This is a genomic window from Methylobacterium sp. 4-46, assembly GCF_000019365.1.
In the GTDB taxonomy this organism is placed as follows: Bacteria; Pseudomonadota; Alphaproteobacteria; order Rhizobiales; family Beijerinckiaceae; genus Methylobacterium.
Window position 1 is genome coordinate 3,175,827 of record NC_010511.1, and the last position, 17,503, is coordinate 3,193,329.

The window sequence follows — 17,503 nt, forward strand, 5'->3', positions numbered from 1 at the left end:
GGTCCTCTGCGCTGCCTGGTCCATGACGTCAGACGTTCTTGGGCTCCACGAACATCCGCCCTTTCATCTCCATGTGCATCGCATGGCAGAACCAAGAGCAGTAGTACCAGTAGACGCCTGGCTTATTGGCCGTGAAGGTCACCGAGGCCGTCGCCTGCGGCGCGACTTCCATCTGAATGCCGTAGTTCACGATCGAGAAGCCGTGCGTGAGATCCTCGACCGCGTCGATATTGGTGACGTGGACGGTGACCTGGTCGCCCTGCTTCACCGTGAAGCTCTCGAGACCGAAGGACGGGGCCGTCGAGGTCATGTAGACGCGAACCTTGTCACCGTCGCGGATGACCTTGTTGTCCTCCTCAAGCCTGACGCCATCGGCGTTGGCCTGCTTTACTTGGTCAGCGAAGAAGGGATCGGCCCGGTCCCAGATCGAGATCGGGTTGATCTTGGAGCGATGGACGATGGTCGCGTCATGCGGCTCGGCAAAGCTCGGGCCGTCATGCACGATCATCATCTTGTCACCCGAGATGTCGATCAGCTGGTCGTTTTCCGGCTTCAGTGGTCCAACGTTCAGAAAACGGTCCTTCGAGAACTTATTGAGCGAGATGAGCCACTTGCCATCCGCCTCCTTCGTCTGTCCCATGGAGCTGTGGTTGTGGCCCGGCTGATAATGGACGTCGAGCTTCTGGAGGATCGGGTCGACCTTGGCGCCCTTGTAGGCCTGCCGGGCCTTCTCGATGTTCCACTTCACCACTTGACTGTCGATGAACAGGGTCGTGAAGGCATTGCCCTTGCCATCATAGGCCGTGTGCAACGGACCGAGGCCGAGCTCCGGCTCGGCGACCACGACGTCGCGCGGCTTGATCTTGTCGTCAAACAGATCATCGAAGAGACGGACATCCATCACCGTCACGGTCGGCGACAGCTTGCCGTTGGCGACGACGTGGATGCCGTCCGGTGCGGTGTTCATGCCGTGCGGGCTGTTCGAAACCGGGACGTAGCGGGTGAAGCGCGAGCCATGCCGGCCGTCGACCATCGGTACGCCACCGACCACCTTGGCCTCACCCTTGCGCACCGCCTCCTCGATGCGCTTGATGTTGAAGATGACCACCCAATCCTGCTCGTTGGCGGTCATCTCGGCCAGCGTGACCCCTTCTTCGGAATTGTAGCAGGTCGCGAAGGCGTATTTGCCCTGATAGTCCGCATCGACGTTGTCGAGGTTGCCGTCCACCAGCACCTGCCAGGCGACCTGCATCGTGTCGCCGTCCACGGCAGTGAAAATGGCGTGATACTGCTTGTTGTCGTCGAGCACCTTGCCGTCGTTCGGAAGCGGCACCCGGTCCTCGCCGTTGCAGAAGACGTAGCCGGTGCGGGGATACTTCTGCACACGCAGGCCATGAACGGTATGCTGGTTGGGCAGCTCGATGATCTTGTCGCACCGCATCACGTCGAGGCGGATGCGGGCCACGCGCGTGTTGGCCTTGTCATTCACGAAACAGTAGCGCCCGTCATAGGTGCCGTCCGTGAACGACAGGTGCGGGTGGTGCAGGTCGCCGTTGTGATAGACGCCGCCGCGAGTCTCCAGAAACTGCTTCGTCTCGGGAAGGAGGCCCTCGGTCAGCACCTTGCGGCTCTGGTCGGTGAGGCCCCAGCCCGTGGCGCTGTCGCGGTTGAACACCGGAACCCGCATCAGCTCGCGCATCGACGGCAACCCGACGATGCGGAGCTCGCCGGTCTGTCCGCTCGAGAAGAAGACGTAGTACTCGTCGAGATCGCCGGGCTTGACCTCGGTCTTGTTCGGGCCGCCGGCGAGCGCGGGGCGCGCGCTCGGCTTCGTCTGCGCCTCGGCCGGCGTCGCGAGACCGCGCGTTCCGGCCGCCCCCGCGACGGCGCCGGTCGCCGCCGCGGCGGCCGTGGTGCCCAGCAGCTGTCTGCGATTCAGCCTGGCGTGCTCGGAAGTCTCGGACATGTCACGTTCTCCTTTGTCAGGACGGGGAGCGGGCGGACGGCGCCGTGGCGGGAACCGGCCTGCCGTCGACGGTCACGCTCGGCTTCGCGCCCCGGCCGCCGGTGCGCTGCGACGGCGAGCTGAGCGCCTCGAACTTCTCGCGCTTCAGCCGCACCTGGATCATGTGCGGGCAGCGGTGATCGTCGTGGTAGAGTTCCTGGCAGTGCATGCAGTAGATGCACTCGTTGACGTTGATGTGCCCCTCGGGGTGGATCGACTGGACCGGGCACTCCTTGGCGCAGCGCTGGCAGGGCGAGCCGCATTCCGGCCAGCGCTTCAGCCACTCGAAGGTGCGCATCCGCCCCGGAATGGCGAGCGCGGCGCCGAGAGGGCACAGGTAGCGGCAGAAGAAGCGCTCGACGAAGAGCCCCGCCGCGAGCAGCGCCACGGCGTAGAGCGTGAAGGGCCAGTCCCGCACGAATTTCAGGATGATGGCCGTCTTGAACGGTTCGACCTCGGCCAGCGTCTCGGCCATGGCAACCGAATAGAGCGATACGCCGAAGAGACCGAGGAAGATCACGTACTTGATCGGCCACAGGCGCTCGTGCAGCCCCCACGGAATCGTCAGCTGCGGCACCTTCAGCCACTGGGCAAGGGTGTTGGTGAGTTCCTGCAGGGCGCCGAACGGACAGAGCCAGCCGCAGAACGGCCCGCGGCCCCAGAACAGCAGCCCGGCCGCGATGGCCGCCCACAAGATGAAAATCAGCGGTGCGGCCAGAAAGAAGTCCCAATGGAATCCCGTCACCAAGGCACTGGTGAAGGTGAGGATGTTCACGACCGAGAGCTGTGCATTCGCGTACCAGCCCAGCCAGACGAGGGTGAACAGCAGGAAGGCGCGCCGCACCCAGACATAGGTGTGCGGGTGCTTCACCAGCGCGTCCTGGAAGAAGAAGATGCCGGTCAGGACGAGGAGCGCCGCGGCGGTGATGCCGATGGCGATGCTCTTCGAGCGCCAGATCCTGATCCAGAGTGGCTCGTCCTGGATGGTGGTGGCGTCGGATCCCGCCACCGCCGCGGCGGGCGCCGCGGCAGGTCCCGGTGCGCCGGCGGGGGCTGGCTGCTCGGCAGCGGTGACGGCGCGCTGTTCCCGCCGGACGTAGCCGTCCGGTAGCGTGTAACCGACATCGAAGGTGAGAAAGGCCTTGTCCCGCGCGCCGACGGCCCGCTGCACCAGCAGCCGCAGCTGCCAAGGCTCGGTCGGATCGAAGGCGAAGTCCGGCGGGATCGTGAACAGGCCGATCTCCGGCAGGTCCGGCGCTCCGCCTTCGAGCGCGCCGAGCCGCGTGTGATTGCGGTCGCGGAAGCGGACACCGCTCCCGTCCTGGAGGAGTTCGATGCGATCGAAGATGCCGCCCCGGACGTAGGCCGCTCCCTTGAACGAGTAGGCCCCCTCCCCCGCCACGACGATGGCCTGCTGCCCCGGCCTGAGCTGGGAGCGCAGGCGGGCATAGCCGTCCTCCCCGAGCAGGCTGCGGCCGATCGTCGGCACCGAGACCAGGGCGACGTAGAGGTCGATGAAGGTGTCGTCCGGCGCACCAGGCTCCGGGTGCGAGGCCGCGGCCGCGTTGCCGGACTTGGCGAAGGCCTCGTTGATATCGGCGACGGACAGGTGCAGGCGCCGGATCGAGCCGTCGCCGAGCAGGGTCTGCCAGTCCTTGACCTCGCTCCTGTCCATGTCGACGGTCTTGGTGACCGTCGCGGCCGCCGCCGCGCCCGCTCCCGCCGCGCCGCCGAGGCGGCCGCTCTTGATCAGCTTCACGGCCGAGCGCACCGCGCTGTCGCCGATGACGAGCACCGTCACCGTGGCGCCGCTCACGATATCGACCTGCGGCAGCGGCTCCGCCCCGCTCGCGACCGGCCGCATGCCCTTGCCCACCAGCGTGTTGATCGCCTCCACGATCCGCTTCTCGGGGATGCCGATCAGCACGATCGGCTCCTTGTGATCGACAAGCTTCAGGCCGCGCAGCACACCTTGCGGGTCGATGCCGATCAGCACGTGGATCGGCTTGCCGGAATAGCCCGTTGCGCTGCTGAAATCCGTATTGAGGTAGACGTAGCCCTTGAGCGAGCTGCCGGTGTAGACGGGCACGATGGGCGGATCGCCCTGAGGAGAACCGAACCGGTCGGCACCTGCAAAGAATTCACCGGGCTGAACCTTGGCGAGGTAGTCGGTGAGCGGGCTGGTCCCGGCCGCCATGGCCGCCAACGCACCCCATAGGTGGATCATCGCGATGACGATGAATGTGGCCGGACTCCCGTACCGACGGCGGAGCTGCCCCCTGGGATCGCGTGCCGGCACCGTCGCCGCCCCTGCGTGGATGGCAGCTTTTCTAGAAGAATCCCCTAAACACGGCATAGGCACCGGCTCATCGTCACAATCCCGCCGAATCGGTAGGCTGATCGGGCGGTATGGCCAGAAAACCACTTCATTCTGCATCGGTCTTTGCGCTAGATCAAGCTTTCCGATACTGCATGCGCCAGCTCGACGTCAGCTCGATCTTGATTCAGAATTCGACAAATAGGGAGCAAGGCGACCATGCCCACCCTCAAAGCCGAGCCTGCCGGTCGTATCGAAAATCTGAAGAGCTTCTTCGCACTCGCCCACCTGATGGAGAGCGAGGCGGCGCGCAGCTATGCAGAATTTGCGGACCTGATGCGCAAGCAGGGGCGACCCGATCTCGCCGACACTTTCGCACGCATCGCCGGGGAGGAGAGCGGGCACGCCGCCCATATCTCCCATTGGTCGCAGGCGGCCGAGGGGCGCGGACCCGATTCGCAGGATCTGCGATGGCCGCCGCCGCCGACATTCGAGCGTGAGGATGCTGCCGAAATCGCCGGGTCGCGGCTGCTCACGCCCTATCGCGTGCTGACGATCGCGGTCCGCAACGAGGAGCGGGCCTTCGCCTTCTGGGCGTATGTCGCCGCGCAGACCCGCAGCGAGGAGGTGCGCCGGGCGGCGGAAGCCATGGCCCGGGAGGAGCTGGAGCACGTGACGACGTTTCGGCGCGAACGGCGCCGGGCCTTTCACGCCATGCGGCAGGCGGGGGCGGGGCCCGCCGCCAGGAGCAGCGCCGCCGATCTGGAGGCGGCGCTCGCCGCGATGCTGCGTCAGGGCGGCTCGGACGCGCTGGCCCAGGAAACCGAAGCGCTCGGCGCGCTGGCCCGGCCGCTGCAGCTCGACGTGGCACGTCCCGCGACACGCTCGATCGAGGCCTTGGCCGAAGCGCTGGCCGACGCCTACCTGCAGGCGGCGGAGACGAGCAGCGACGAGGACAGCCTCGTGCGGCTGCAGGAACTCGGGCAGCGGGCCATTCTGAGGCTGGCGAAGATCAGGGAGATCTCCTCGCCTTCCTGAATGAGGGCATCCGCACACGACGCGGGCGACGATGCTGACCATTTCTGGACCCGAATGGGACGATGGCGGTCGAACGCGGCGGCCACGCCCGCCGCCTCGGCCAGGGCGGTCTCGGCCAGGGCGGTCTCGGCCAGGGCGGTCTCGGCAATGCGCGCGAACCTCGTGCGCATGCTGCTCAGGAATGGGCGCCGCCCTGCTATGGGGACGGCGCCGTCGCATTCAGGCCGCCTGCTGCTCCAGCAGCTCGTCGGCCGGGCCGAAGAACTCGAACCGGATCCGCTCGGCCGGAACGCCCTGGCGCCGCAATCCGTTCACCAGGGCGCTCAGGAACGGCTTGGGACCGCACAGGTAGTAGGTCGCCGCCTCGTGCGGCGTCTGCCGCACCAGCCACTCCGCGGTGATCAGCCCCTGCCCGTCGTAGTGCTCCCCTGGCCGGTCCTCCGCCGCGGGCTCCGCGTAGAAGGTGTGCAGGCGAAGGTTCTCGTTGCCGGCCGTGAGCTCCCGGACCTGATCCCGCATCGCGTGCACGCGCCCGTTCTGGGCGCCGTGAACGTACCAGGTCGGGCGTTTGGGCGTGCTCCTGGCGATCGTCTCCAGCATGCTCACCATCGGCGTGAGCCCGACCCCGCCGCTGACAAGCACGACCGGACCCACGGACGTCCGGTCGAGGAAGAAGTCGCCCGCCGGCGGCGCCGCGCGCAGCACCGTTCCGGGCGCGGCCTCGTCGTGCAGCCAGTTCGAGACGATGCCCGCCGGCTCCTCCGGTCGGCCCTCGCGCTTGACGGTGATGCGGTAGGCCCGGTCGTTCGGCGCGCAGGAGATCGAGTAGTTGCGCTTGAGCACGCCGTGACCCGGCAGGTCGAACAGGAATCCGAGGTACTGACCGGGCTCGTGCCGCACCACTGGCCCGCCATCGGCCGGCACGAGAACGAACGAGCGGATGATCTCGCTCTCCGGCGTGACGCTCTCGATCACGAAGTCGCGCCAGCCGTTCCAGCCGCCGGGCTTCGCCGCCAGCTCCCGGTAGATCGCGGCCTCACGCCCGATCAGGAGCTCGGCCAGGAACCAGTAGGCCTCGCCCCAGGCCGCGCAGATCTCCGGCGTCGCCGCCGCGCCGAGCACGTCCCCGATGGCGCCCAGCAGCGCGTCGGCCACGTGAGGATAGTGTTCCGGAAGGATGTTGAGCGCGACGTGCTTCTGGGCGATGCGCTCCACCGCTCCGCCGAGTACGCCGAGATTGTCGATGTTGCGCGCATAGGCCAGCACGGCCTGCGCCAGGGCCTTGGGCTGAGAGCCGGTTTCGCCGTGATGCGACTGGTTGAAGAGATCGCGGATCTCGGGGTTCTTGAACAGGCGCTCGTACATGCGCCGGGTGATGTCCAATCCGTGCGCCTCGAGGGCGGGCACGGTGGCCTTGACGAGAGCAACGGTGGCGGGGGTGAGCGGGGTCGGCATCAGCGATTCTCAAAGGTGCATTGACGGCGCACCTTCTACCCAGCTGGCCGGAAAGATGCAAGCGTGATATACCTTATCTCCGTCCCGGAGCCCTCATGCACCTGACCCGCTACACCGACTACGCGCTGCGCACCTTGATCTATCTCGGCCTGCGAGAGCCGCAGCAGAGTTCGATCGCCGAGATCGCGCGGGCGTACGGCATCTCGGAGAACCACCTGACCAAGGTGGTGCATCAGCTCGGGCGCCTGGGGCTGATCCGCACGACGCGGGGACGGGGCGGCGGACTTCGTCTCGGCAAGCCGCCTTCTGAGATCGTGGTCGGCGCGGTGGTGCGCCAGACCGAGGAGGATCTGGCGTTGGTCGAGTGCTTCGCGAGCAGCGCCTGCGCCATCACGGCCTCTTGCCGGCTCCGGCGTGCGCTCGGGGAGGCCCTGGCCGCGTTTCTGGCGGTGCTCGACGGCTACACGCTGGCGGACCTGCTGGAGGATGGATCCGGGCCAGAGATCGCCCGGCTGCTGGGTCTTGCATCGCCGCAGGCTCGCAAGCAAAGCGCGCCCGAACCGGCCTGAGGAAGCTTGGCGCAAGCTGTCTCACGGCAGAAGCCGAAGGCGCGATTCACGAGATTCCGGAAGGTCCGTTTTCCCATGACGGTCGGCTGTCCCAGCGGTAACGGCCAAAATTCCGGAAGCGAATCATCTTGGAGTCTCCGCTCTCGATCAGTTTTTGGCAAAATGCTTGCGGTCAGAATCTGCAATCGTTTCAATGAAGCGGCTGCCCCAATCGAGACATCAGGCACGAAGCAAATTTGGTCGCAGAGTCTTACTCATCGGCGTCACCCCCTGCTCAGCACTGGTGCGGTGCGGTGCCGGCTGCTCTTTGCCCTTCCAACAATGCCTGCACGAACATCCACGCTTGCTCTCTGCATGCAATCAGTCTGTCTAGGATGACCCTGAAGTCTGCCTCCCTCCATTCGAGAAATTTGCCGGTTCGTTCGTCGCGCATCAGCAGCGCATCTGGCCGTTCATCCGCATAGTACCACTTACAATGAACGACCTCATTCCTTTGCTCGGCACATGAACAGCATTCGCTATGTAATATTTTCCAAGACTTTATGACTTCTTCATCCCTTATCAACTCGGCCAGTACGTCATCTACCATCTTTACTCTGGCTCTTATGTCTCTGAGCGATTGTATGGATATATTTGCAAACCGACTGTAATTTAGCCCTACACTCCAGTCGTCAGATACGGCGTGCCCACCCAATACAGACGCAAGCACATCGACAAGCCTGTCTTCTATGTATGTCCACTCCGTCGTGATGGCTGCGAGCAACGCCGCGCATTCCTTGCGCTCCAGCATGCCTCCAGACCGGCAAGAAGCCGAACTAAGGTGACTAGGTTGGGGCATGCTCAGGTTTCCTCAGGTTGGGGCTTTCTCGGCAGCCTTCAAAGTGATGGAACTCCCGATGGACGAGGAGGCGAACCGTCCAGCGTGCGCCTTGGACCGATCCGCACGTCGCCGTGTCCGCAGGGTTTCTGGGCGGGCAGCCTCCGGGAATGGCTCTCTCAGGCAGAGCCCACCTCGCGCGTGCGCGCCAGAACCGCGAGCAGCGCTTCCGACGAGAGCCCCTTCTCGAGCAGGGGGACCCCGGCCTCCCGCGCCCGCTCGCGGATGCTCGGGTCCGGATGGCCGGTGGTCAGGAGGATCGGCGCGTGCACGTCCAGCTCACGCAGCCGGCGCAGCACATCGAGCCCGCTCAGGCCAGGCATCATGACGTCCAGGATCACGCAGCCCGGCGCCGGGCCGGGGAAGGCCGAGAGCAACGCCGCCCCGCTGCCGAAAGCCGCGACCGCGTAGCCCTCGCTCTCGAGCAGGAACTGCAGGGAGCTCAGGACAGCAGGATCATCGTCCGCGATGAAGATGGGCATGACCGGCTCCTGATCCTGCGGTCTGGGGTCTGGGGTCTGGGGCCGGATTGGGCCATCCTCCCCGTCCGCAAGGGGCAATCTACCGGCCCAACCCTGACTCCAAATTGATGTCTCTCAAGGCTCGCTCCAGCCCGCTCAGAACGGCCCGGCGCACCAGCTCGGACAGGCGGCCGGCCTGCCTCTTCTCCATGCTCTCGGCTTGGTAAGCCGCTGCCGCCCGCGGGCGGATGGCGAGGGCCCGGCCGATCTCCTTGGCCGTGCTGCCCGCCACGAGGGGCGTGAGCACCTGCCGCTCCCGCCCGCTCAGTCCCTCGACGGGGCGCGCGAACGCCCGCAGCGTCGGGTCGGCGGTCGGAGGTGGACTTCCGGACGTGAGGGCGGCGCGCACGGCCCGCAGCGGGATCTCGTCGTCGAACGGCTTCTCGATGAAGTCCCTGGCGCCGAGCCGCATCGCCTCGGCCGCGACCGGCACGTCGCCGCTGCCCGTCCCACGATGACCGGCCGCGGGCTGCCGACGGCCTGCACCCGGCGCAGGAGGTGGAGCCCCCCGATCCCGGGCCCGTGGACGTCGGTCAGGATGCAGGCGCCGGTGAGGCTGGGCGGCGCCTCCCGCAGGGGCTCCGCGCGGGCGTAGAGGCGCGGGGCGAAGCCTGCGGTGTTGACGGTCCACTAACATTCCAACCGGGCCACCCAGTGGGGGCTGGTCACCGTCGCTTCTGCTCCAGGCCGGTGCCATCGACGGTCCCGTGCTCCAGCGGGCTTTCTCGACCGCGAGCTTGAGCGGCGGCGACTGGATGCTCTGTACGGCCGTCGCCAGCTCTGTTCTCCTCCTCGGCGAGGTCAGGAAACGGCTGATCCGCATGACACGCCGCCGGGTCGGGGGGAGGTCAGAATGGTGCCGCTCATGATGGCGTTCGAGACCCGTGCGCCGACCGATTCTCGCGCTTTCATCTTCGACGTGGATGGGGTTCTGCTGGCCTCCCCGCACGAACGCGCCTGGCGTGAGGCGCTCGACGGGCTGGCAGATCCTGACCGCTTCACCACCGCCCTGTACCAGGCCCACGTCGCCGGCAAGCCGCGGCTCGATGGAGCCCGTGCGGCCCTTTCCGCCTTGGGTCTGCCCGACGTGCAAGGCCTCGCAGGGGCCTACGCCGATGCCAAGCAGCACTGCCTCGACAGGATCATCGCGGCCGAGGGCGTCACCGCGTTTCCGGACGCGCTCCGCTTCGTCCGGGTCCTTGCCGAGCGGGGATGGCCCATGGCGGCAGCCTCGTCCTCGAAGAATGCCGAGAGGATGATGCGCATGGTTCCGCTGAGGGAGGACCGCACGCTGCTCGACGCGTTCGCGGCGCGCGTCTGCGGCCGCGCCCTGCGACACGGCAAGCCCGACCCGGAGATCTTCCTGCTCGCCGCCGCCGAACTGGGGGTCGAGCCGGCCCGCTGCTTCGTCGCGGAGGATGCCCCGGCGGGAATCCGGGCGGCCCGGGCCGGCCGCATGACCGCCATCGGCATCGCGCGGCTCGGCGATGCGGCCGGATTGTGGGCGGCCGGGGCAGACCGCGTGGTGGCGAGCTTCGACGAGATCCGTATCGCCGACCTCGCCCTGGACCGCCCTTCGGGAGACGCATCATGACGGTGACCGACACGCCGGCGCAGGCCGTGCTCCCCGGCGACGATCCATCCTGGCTCCTGCGCGAGACGGGATACGAACTCCTGCGGGAGAGCACCTTCGAGACGCGGTTCGCGGTCAGCAACGGCTTTCTCGGCTTGCGGGGAGGCTTGGCGACCCATCTCGGCGCCTGCCGGGCCATCCCGCCGCGCACCTACGTGGCCGGGCTGTTCGATACCCCCACTCCGGACAGCGCGGTGCCGGAACTCGTCCCGGCTCCCGACTGGACGCAGGTCCGCATCCTCCTGCCGGACGGCCCGCTGATGCGCTGCCCGGACCGGTCCTCCCGTGCCCTGACCTTGGATATGCACCGCGGGCTGCTCTTCATGGAAGCACGCCAGACCTGCAATGCCCCTCTCGACGTCTGCCTGCGCTCCCTGCGCCTCGTCTCGCTGGATGCGCGCGCGGTCGGGATGCAGGTGATCGAACTCCGGATCGAGAGCGGGGTCAGCGATCTCACGCTCGAAGCCGCGTTCGGGCCGACGGATTTCGAACTCGCGCCAGAGCGGGCGGAACTCGACCTGAAAGCGTGGCGCACGTGGCGGTCCGGCCGAAGCCTCGCCATCGCGGCGGCGGCCTCGCTGGAGATCGACGGCGTGGAGCGCCAGCCCGTGGCGCGGGGCGATCTGATCTGGACCTGGAGCTGGACGGCGCAGCCGGGGCAGGTGGTGAGCTTCAGGCGCGTCGTCGCGGTGACGCGCCACCACGGCACCGACGTCCATTCGGGCGCCCGGGCCCGCAGGGAGCTGGCTGCGGCACGCACGCTCGGCTGGCAAGGCCTCATCGCCCGCCACGAGGCGGCCTGGGCCGAGCGCTGGCGCCGCAGCGACGTGCGGGTGGAGGGCGACGAGGGCGCGCAGGCCGCCCTGCGCTTCGCCGTCTTCCACCTGAACGGGGCGGTGAACCCGGACGACCCGCAGGTCTCCGTCGCGGCCCGCGCCCTCACGGGCGACGACTACCGTGGCCACGTCTTCTGGGATACCGAGATCTTCCTGCTGCCCTTCTACACCCTGACGTGGCCGGAGGCGGCGCGCACGCTCCTGATGTATCGCTTCCGCACCCTGGACGCGGCGCGCGCCAAGGCCGCCCGGATGGGCTGGCGGGGTGCGCTCTACGCCTGGGAATCCGCCGATACCGGCGCGGAGGTCACGCCCCGGCAGAGTGTCGGCCCGGATCGCAAGATCCTCGACATCCGGTGCGGCAGCCAGGAGCAGCACATCAGCGCCGATGTCGCCTATGCGGTGTGGCAGTACTGGCAGGCGACGGCCGACGAGGCCTTCCTGCGCGAGGCCGGCGCCGAGATCATCCTGGAGACGGCGCGGTTCTGGGCCAGTCGGGCCGAAGCGGATCCGGATGGCAGCCGCCACATCCGCGGCGTGATCGGGCCCGACGAGTACCATGAGGACGTGGACGACAACGCCTTCACCAACATCATGGCCCGCTGGACCATTGAGCGCGGCCTCGATGTCGCGGCATTGCTTCGGGAGAGGTGGCCGGAAAACTGGGATGGCCTGTCGGGGCGGCTCGCCCTCGACGCTGAGGAACTGAGCCAGTGGAGCGAAGTGGCGCGGACGATCGCGACCGGTTACGACCCGCAGACGGGGCTATTCGAGCAGTTCGCCGGCTTCTCGGCGTTGGAGGAGGTTGACCTCGCGGCCTATGCGGGGCGCTCGGTCCCGATGGATGTGGTCCTCGGGCGCGAACGGACGCAACGGACGCAGGTCATCAAGCAGGCCGACGTCGTCGCGCTTCTGGCGCTGCTGCCAGAGGTCTTTTCCGCGCGGGAGGCCGAGGCGAATTTCGACCATTACGAACCGCGCTGCGGGCACGGGAGTTCGCTGAGCCGGGCCATGCACGGTCTCGCCGCCGCACGCCTCGGCCGCCCCGAGACAGCGCTGCACTACTTCCACCAGAGTGCAGCGATCGATCTTGCGGATACGCATGTGGCGATCAGCGGCGGCATTCACGTCGCGGCTCTCGGGGGGGTGTGGCTGATCGCGATCTTCGGGATCGCCGGGCTGTCCCTGCGCGACGACGGGCCGGCCTTCCACCCGCGCCTGCCGGCGTCCTGGCGCAGCCTCGCATTCCGCCTTCAATGGAGAGGCCGGTCTCTCCTGATCACCATCGATCGTGACGCCCGGGTTTTCCGAGCGACGCTCGAGAGCGGATCTAGTATGCCGATTTACTTTCATCACAAACGATACGTCGTTTCGAGCGATCACGATATCGAGATTCCAGTTTGAAACTGCAAATCTAAAGCTGATACGACGGTTCTGAGGTTTGAGCCGGAGGAAAATGCGGGTGCCTTGGCGCGGACCGGCGAACGCCGCCGCGCCGCCGATTGAGGGCGGGGCGCCGTCCCGGCACCCCAAAAGGGCGAAGCAGGCGCAAGTGCCGCCTCGACGGCCGTCACGCCGCGCCGTCCGCCAACACCCGCAGCGCGTCGCGGATGACGGCACCGGAATCGGCGGCGCGGCGACGCGCAGGCTGGCGGAACGGGCATGCCCTGCCGTCTACGGGTGCTTGATCTGCCGCAAGGTGGCGGCGGCTTTCACGGTACAGAATCCAGGCCGTCGAGGGCGTCCTCACTTCCATCCTGGAGACTGAGCCATGCCAACACTGTTCAAGGAACGCAAGCGGGCGTTCGAACAGCGGTTCGCGCACGAGGAGGATGTGCGATTTCACGTCCGGTCGCGCCGAAACCGGCTCATGGCTGCCTGGGCCTGCGAGCGCATGGGGCTGACAGGCACGCTGGCGGAGAAATACATCAGCGGCTTCTGCGACGCGGCCGTTGTCGCATCGGACGAGGACCTGATCGGCCGGTTTCGTGCGGACCTCGCGATGGCCGGTATCGAGGAGACGCTTCCTGGCCTCCGAACCCGGCTGGAGCGCTGCGCCGCCACGGCGCGGGCCGAGCGGCGCATGGGCGAGACGCTCGAGCGGGCCCGGTAGCGTCGGCGACGGCCGCCCTCCAACGCATTCTCGCCACCGCCCCTGCCGGGACGGGCTGAATGCCGCCCCGGGCGCCCCTCGCCCCCCCTCCTGCTGCGGGAGATGCACGGCGCATGCCCCGTCTCAGGCGCCGACCTTGCTCCTCTTCGTGAACACGACGGCATGGTCGAGCACCGCCGCGTCGCAGCCGTGGCCCTTGCCGAAATGCAGCAATCGCCGACTGGCGACGTCGTTCGTGCCGAAGATCCGGTCGTAGGCAGCGCGGTCGATCATGACCTGCTCGCCGACCGAGAGATGGGCGAGGAGGCGGTCGAGCGTCTGCAGCGAGATCCCCGGCGGGCCGTTCGTCGTCATAGCGTCCTCCTCAGGTCCCATCGGCGCGCAGAAACCGCTCGAACCAGTCCCGCGCCGAGCGCGGTCGTCTCCTCGAAAAGGTGCGTGGCGCCCAGGTCCAAGCGAGGTCCCTCGCGCAGGTCATGCGGCTCGGAGCCGCCTCGTCGAGTGCGAGGCCGGTCTCCCTCGTTGCCGGGCCGTCACAATCCTGCCGGGAAGGTCTCGGGCACTTCGCCGTCCTCCCACAGGGGTGTCGTCTCCAGCGGCGTGACCGCGCGCGTCTCGTCGAAATGCAGCACGACGTCGAACTGGTCCGGAAGGTGAGCCCTGACATAGTGGCTCTGCCGCTCGGTGTCCGGGCGATAGACCACGCCGATGGCGCGCTCGCTCCGCGCCGGCCCCAGGGCCCGCGCGGCCGGAGACCCCGGCGCGAGGGGAAGGCAGAAGCGGCCGAGGCCGAGCGCGTGGAACAGCGCCTCGTAGCTGTCGGGCAGGGCCGGGCGGACGCGCTTGCGCTCGACGGGGGCGCCCCAGTCCGATGCGGCGGTGACGCTGCCCGCGTAGGTGGTGAAGCCGACCCGCACGACCTCGGCCCCGTGGCGTTCCCGCAGGATCTGGCCGAGGTTGAGTTCGCCGCGCGCGCTCATCTCCGTCGCCCGCGCGTCGCCGAGGTGCGAGTTGTGGGCCCAGATCGCAATCTTCGGGGCGCTCCGGTCCCGGCCGAGATGGGAGACGAGGGCCGCCACGCATTCGGCCATGTGGCTGTCGCGCAGGTTCCAGGACGAGACCTCGCGCAGGAATATCGTGCGGTAGTATTCCTCCGCGTTCCGGACCACGCGGGCGTTCTGCCCGGCGCTGAACAGCTCCTCGGGGTCGGGGCTGCCGGCCCATGCGAGGCTGTCGGCGGCCCGGCGCTGCAGCGCCGCGAGCTGCGCGACCGCTTGGTCCTGGCAGGAGGGCGCGAGCTTCAGGCCGGTTATCAAGCCGTAGGCCTGGCCGTCCGGGCCGAAGCGGTCGAAGCAGGCGTAGCGGGCGCGGGCCTGGGCGGCGGCGGCTGGATCGACGGTCTCGAGGAAGCCCAGCACCGCCTTCATTGAGGCGCGCAGGCTGTAGAGATCGATGCCGTAGAGGCCCACCTTCTGCGCACCCGGAGGGAGTGCCAGGTTGTGGGCGCGCAGCCACTCGACGAAGGCGACCATCTCGGTGTTGCGCCACATCCAGGTCGGGAAGCGCCGGAAGCCGGCGAGGGCCTCGACGGCATCGAGGTCCTCGCTGTCGGCGCGCACGTAGCGGTTGACCCGCCACGCATCCGGCCAGTCGGCCTCGATCGCGACGGCCGTGAAGCCCTTCTCCCGGATCAGCCGCTTGGTGATCTCCGCCCGCTCCCGGTAGAATTCGTGCGTGCCGTGCGTGGCTTCTCCCAGGAGGGCGAACGTCGTCGCGCCGACGAGGTCGAGGAGCGCATCGTAGTCGTGCGCGCCTCCGGTCAGCGGGATGGCGGCCGCGCGCAGGGTCTCCACGAGCGCGGGGTCCGGTTCGGGAGCGCCGGCCACGGGCTGCACCTCGGCGGACCGGCCGAGAAGCCGCCGCACCTCGTCGTCGCGCGTCTGCGAGAAATCCTCGTAGGCGGCGCCCACGGCCCAGAACGGCTCGGGCATGTCGGCGCAGACGACCGCGTCGGCCTCCCTCTCCAGCCGCACGACGGTGTCGCGCGACCCGGTCGGCACCGCCACGACGATCCGCGCCGGATGGAGCTGCCGGACGGCCTCGATCGCCGCCTGCATGGTCGCGCCGGTGGCCAAGCCATCGTCGACGAGGATCACCGTGAGACCGCGCAGCGCCACGACCGGCCGGCCGCCCCGGTAGGCCCGCTCGCGCCGCCGCAGCTCCTCCGCCTCGCGCGCGCAGGCCGCGTCGATGGCGTAGGGCGGGATTTTCAAGGAGGCGACGACGTCGGCGTTGAGAACGCGGACGCCGCCACTCGCGATCGCGCCCATCGCGAGTTCCTCGTTGCCGGGAACGCCCAGCTTTCGCACCACGAACACGTCGAAGGGCACGCGGAGCGCCCGGGCGACCTCCGCGGCGACCGGAACGCCGCCGCGCGGGAGCGCCAGGACGACGACGTCCGGCCGGCCCTCGTAGGTGGCGAGCCGGCCCGCGAGCACCCGCCCCGCATCGGTGCGATCGTGAAAGACACGTGGGCCCATGCTCGCCTCCGGCCGCCCGTCCGCCCTGCTCGCCGATCCACCGGCCGCTCAGCCGGGCATCCCGCAGAGAAGGTGCTGGATCTCGGGCACGGTATGCTTCGTGAGGTCCTTGTCGACCTCGGCGAAGACGGCCTGTCGGAGCCGGTCCGGCAGGCCCTGCCGCAGGTCGGCGAGGGTTCGCGGCGGCGCGACGAGCGCCAGCGCGGTGATCCGGGTTCCCATCCGCTCCAACCCCGAGACGACCGCCTCGACGAAGCGGTGCTCGCCGAGATCGTGCCAGTCCGTCTGCGCGATCGCGCTGCGGCGTCCGTCCTGCACGACCCTCGGCGGCTTGTCGCAGCCTTGCTCGCGGGTCGGCGGGTTGGGGGGCGCGCGGAACACCTCCTCGACGTGGAGGTCCGGCGCGAGAGGGTGGCCGAGGTTCCGCAGAACCAGGACTTTGCGCCCGTCTCCGACCACGACGCAGCCGCCATGGGGGATGCGCAACCGCTCCGATCCAGTCATGGCATGCCTTCCTGTTGCCTCTGCGGGCCGACAGCGCGGCCTCCCCGGCGACGCGGCGCCGGACTGCCCGCCCCGGATCGGCCGCTGCGGCTGTCGGCCCTCGCCAGCCGGAGCGGGCCGAATCCGGGCCTCCTTCGCCGAAGGGGGCACCGATCCGGCGGAGGACAGGGTGCAAGCACGAGAGCCTCGGCAGACCCGCGGTGCACCGCCCTGCTCAGTAGGCCCATCCCCAGGACCCGATCGGGCGGCAGACGCCGTAATACGCGTCGAAATAGGCGTAGGGACCGCAGCCGCCGTAGTAGGGAAATCCGCTCAGGGCGTAGCCGGCGGCGAGCCCTAGTCCAGCCAAGCCGTAGCCCCAGCCGGGATACCAGCGGCGATAGGCGCCGTACCGATAGCCGTATCCGGGGTACCAGCGGCCGTAACGGTAGCCGAATCCGGGACCCCAGCCAACGCGGCCATAGCCGAAGCGACCGACGCCGCCATAGGGTCCGCGGAAGCCCCCGATCGCGACCCCGCGATAGCCGCCGACCGGGCCGAAACGCCCGGCGCCGACGCCGCCACCGCGAAATCCCGCACCGCCGAAGCCGCCGCGGAAACCGCCGCCGTGAAAGCCGCCGCCGTGAAAGCCGCCGCCGTGAAAGCCGCCCCCGAACGAACGGGCGTCCGCGCCGGTTCCGGACAGGACCAGGGCGGAGGCGATTGCTGCGGAGACGATGACGAGCCGCTTCATGGCACGCTCCCCTGTTGTTCGGCCAGGCGGGCTGGCACTCCTCTTGCCGCCGGCGCCATCGGGCGACCGATCTCGCCCAGTGGCAGCATATTCCCGTCCGCGCGCCCGCCTTTGATCCCGATCAAACGCCTCGCGGACACGGCTTCGGCGAGAGGATTGGCCAGCCCTGGGCGCTCGCCCGCGGCCGGAGATCGCGGCCGCCACGGCGCGGGGCCGGGGGACGCGCGCCGCAACCGGGGCAGGGACGCGGATCAGGTCTGTGATCCCGCGCGTTTCGCGTCAGTGCGTCAGCTTTCAGGTCGGCGGGCCCATCGCGTCCGGCTCGCCTCCTCGGATGCTCCCTCATCGGCGCCGGCATCCGG

At 68.5% G+C, this 17,503-nt stretch carries 16 protein-coding genes; 6 read left to right on the top strand and 10 right to left on the bottom strand.

Going from position 1 to position 17,503, the window contains the following annotated elements; all coding sequences use genetic code 11:
- Positions 1–28: 28 nt before the first annotated feature.
- Together nosZ and M446_RS13695 are read right to left on the bottom strand one after the other, a co-directional pair.
- Positions 29–1,966 carry a TAT-dependent nitrous-oxide reductase gene (nosZ, locus tag M446_RS13690; protein ID WP_012332686.1) on the bottom strand — a complete coding sequence of 646 codons (1,938 nt, stop codon included), beginning with the start codon at positions 1,964–1,966 and terminating at the stop codon, positions 29–31.
- Between the two features lie 16 nt (positions 1,967–1,982).
- On the bottom strand, positions 1,983–4,232 hold the full coding sequence (locus tag M446_RS13695; protein ID WP_012332687.1) for a NosR/NirI family protein: 2,250 nt from the start codon (positions 4,230–4,232) through the stop codon (positions 1,983–1,985).
- Between the two features lie 309 nt (positions 4,233–4,541).
- Between M446_RS13695 and M446_RS13700 the strand changes: the two genes are divergently transcribed.
- Positions 4,542–5,360, top strand: a complete 819-nt coding sequence (locus M446_RS13700) for a ferritin-like domain-containing protein (protein ID WP_012332688.1) — start codon at positions 4,542–4,544, stop codon at positions 5,358–5,360.
- A gap of 219 nt (positions 5,361–5,579) precedes the next feature.
- On the opposite strand, the gene hmpA is transcribed toward M446_RS13700, so the two are convergent.
- Positions 5,580–6,815, bottom strand: coding sequence for an NO-inducible flavohemoprotein (gene hmpA / locus M446_RS13705; protein ID WP_012332689.1), 1,236 nt, complete (start codon positions 6,813–6,815; stop codon positions 5,580–5,582).
- A 95-nt stretch (positions 6,816–6,910) separates the two neighbouring features.
- Between hmpA and M446_RS13710 the strand changes: the two genes are divergently transcribed.
- Positions 6,911–7,384: an Rrf2 family transcriptional regulator gene (locus M446_RS13710; protein WP_012332690.1), complete on the top strand. Its 474-nt coding sequence runs from the start codon at positions 6,911–6,913 to the stop codon at positions 7,382–7,384.
- A 274-nt stretch (positions 7,385–7,658) separates the two neighbouring features.
- Here the strand turns inward: M446_RS13710 and M446_RS37160 are convergent, their stop codons facing one another.
- The 3 genes from M446_RS37160 to M446_RS34465 all read right to left on the bottom strand — a co-directional run bounded on the left by M446_RS37160 (position 7,659) and on the right by M446_RS34465 (position 9,215).
- Entirely contained in the window at positions 7,659–8,174 is a 516-nt protein-coding gene (locus M446_RS37160; RefSeq protein WP_150108652.1) for a hypothetical protein, read from the bottom strand.
- A gap of 206 nt (positions 8,175–8,380) precedes the next feature.
- Positions 8,381–8,743 (bottom strand): response regulator transcription factor, encoded by a 363-nt coding sequence (locus M446_RS13715; RefSeq protein WP_012332656.1) that lies wholly within the window; start codon positions 8,741–8,743, stop codon positions 8,381–8,383.
- A 79-nt stretch (positions 8,744–8,822) separates the two neighbouring features.
- Positions 8,823–9,215, bottom strand: a complete 393-nt coding sequence (locus M446_RS34465) for a LuxR C-terminal-related transcriptional regulator (protein ID WP_050777486.1) — start codon at positions 9,213–9,215, stop codon at positions 8,823–8,825.
- 274 nt (positions 9,216–9,489) lie between these two features.
- On the opposite strand from M446_RS34465, the gene M446_RS39705 reads away from it, so the two are divergent.
- The 4 genes from M446_RS39705 (at position 9,490) to M446_RS13735 (ending at position 13,364) form a co-directional block, all read left to right on the top strand.
- A complete protein-coding gene (locus M446_RS39705) occupies positions 9,490–9,651 on the top strand; it encodes a hypothetical protein (protein ID WP_415926908.1) in 162 nt (53 codons plus the stop codon).
- Complete coding sequence (locus M446_RS13725; protein WP_012332691.1) at positions 9,636–10,376, top strand: HAD family hydrolase; 741 nt, start codon at positions 9,636–9,638, stop codon at positions 10,374–10,376. The genes M446_RS39705 and M446_RS13725 overlap by 16 nt, the downstream gene beginning before the upstream one ends.
- A complete protein-coding gene (locus tag M446_RS13730) occupies positions 10,373–12,655 on the top strand; it encodes a glycoside hydrolase family 65 protein (protein ID WP_012332692.1) in 2,283 nt (760 codons plus the stop codon). The genes M446_RS13725 and M446_RS13730 overlap by 4 nt, the downstream gene beginning before the upstream one ends.
- 367 nt (positions 12,656–13,022) lie before the next feature.
- The gene (locus M446_RS13735) at positions 13,023–13,364 is read left to right on the top strand and encodes a DUF1476 domain-containing protein (RefSeq protein ID WP_012332693.1); all 342 of its coding nucleotides are present in this window, start codon (positions 13,023–13,025) and stop codon (positions 13,362–13,364) included.
- 123 nt (positions 13,365–13,487) lie between these two features.
- On the opposite strand, the gene M446_RS13740 is transcribed toward M446_RS13735, so the two are convergent.
- The 4 genes from M446_RS13740 to M446_RS13755 all read right to left on the bottom strand — a co-directional run bounded on the left by M446_RS13740 (position 13,488) and on the right by M446_RS13755 (position 17,141).
- Positions 13,488–13,718, bottom strand: a complete 231-nt coding sequence (locus M446_RS13740) for a hypothetical protein (RefSeq protein ID WP_012332694.1) — start codon at positions 13,716–13,718, stop codon at positions 13,488–13,490.
- 179 nt (positions 13,719–13,897) lie between these two features.
- The gene (locus M446_RS13745) at positions 13,898–15,904 is read right to left on the bottom strand and encodes an erythromycin esterase family protein (protein ID WP_012332695.1); all 2,007 of its coding nucleotides are present in this window, start codon (positions 15,902–15,904) and stop codon (positions 13,898–13,900) included.
- Positions 15,905–15,952: 48 nt separating this feature from the next.
- Positions 15,953–16,408 (bottom strand): host attachment protein, encoded by a 456-nt coding sequence (locus M446_RS13750; RefSeq protein ID WP_012332696.1) that lies wholly within the window; start codon positions 16,406–16,408, stop codon positions 15,953–15,955.
- A gap of 214 nt (positions 16,409–16,622) precedes the next feature.
- Complete coding sequence (locus M446_RS13755; protein ID WP_012332697.1) at positions 16,623–17,141, bottom strand: hypothetical protein; 519 nt, start codon at positions 17,139–17,141, stop codon at positions 16,623–16,625.
- Between the last annotated feature and the right edge of the window lie 362 nt (positions 17,142–17,503).

What these genes read in the sequence shown, in the direction of transcription:
- nosZ (WP_012332686.1), bottom strand. Translation starts at nt 1,966, where the DNA reads ATGTCCGAGACTTCCGAGCACGCCAGGCTGAATCGCAGACAGCTGCTG.
- M446_RS13695 (WP_012332687.1), bottom strand. Translation starts at nt 4,232, where the DNA reads ATGATCCACCTATGGGGTGCGTTGGCGGCCATGGCGGCCGGGACCAGC.
- M446_RS13700 (WP_012332688.1), top strand. Translation starts at nt 4,542, where the DNA reads ATGCCCACCCTCAAAGCCGAGCCTGCCGGTCGTATCGAAAATCTGAAG.
- hmpA (WP_012332689.1), bottom strand. Translation starts at nt 6,815, where the DNA reads ATGCCGACCCCGCTCACCCCCGCCACCGTTGCTCTCGTCAAGGCCACC.
- M446_RS13710 (WP_012332690.1), top strand. Translation starts at nt 6,911, where the DNA reads ATGCACCTGACCCGCTACACCGACTACGCGCTGCGCACCTTGATCTAT.
- M446_RS37160 (WP_150108652.1), bottom strand. Translation starts at nt 8,174, where the DNA reads ATGCTGGAGCGCAAGGAATGCGCGGCGTTGCTCGCAGCCATCACGACG.
- M446_RS13715 (WP_012332656.1), bottom strand. Translation starts at nt 8,743, where the DNA reads ATGCCCATCTTCATCGCGGACGATGATCCTGCTGTCCTGAGCTCCCTG.
- M446_RS13725 (WP_012332691.1), top strand. Translation starts at nt 9,636, where the DNA reads ATGGTGCCGCTCATGATGGCGTTCGAGACCCGTGCGCCGACCGATTCT.
- M446_RS13730 (WP_012332692.1), top strand. Translation starts at nt 10,373, where the DNA reads ATGACGGTGACCGACACGCCGGCGCAGGCCGTGCTCCCCGGCGACGAT.
- M446_RS13735 (WP_012332693.1), top strand. Translation starts at nt 13,023, where the DNA reads ATGCCAACACTGTTCAAGGAACGCAAGCGGGCGTTCGAACAGCGGTTC.
- M446_RS13740 (WP_012332694.1), bottom strand. Translation starts at nt 13,718, where the DNA reads ATGACGACGAACGGCCCGCCGGGGATCTCGCTGCAGACGCTCGACCGC.
- M446_RS13745 (WP_012332695.1), bottom strand. Translation starts at nt 15,904, where the DNA reads ATGGGCCCACGTGTCTTTCACGATCGCACCGATGCGGGGCGGGTGCTC.
- M446_RS13750 (WP_012332696.1), bottom strand. Translation starts at nt 16,408, where the DNA reads ATGACTGGATCGGAGCGGTTGCGCATCCCCCATGGCGGCTGCGTCGTG.
- M446_RS13755 (WP_012332697.1), bottom strand. Translation starts at nt 17,141, where the DNA reads ATGAAGCGGCTCGTCATCGTCTCCGCAGCAATCGCCTCCGCCCTGGTC.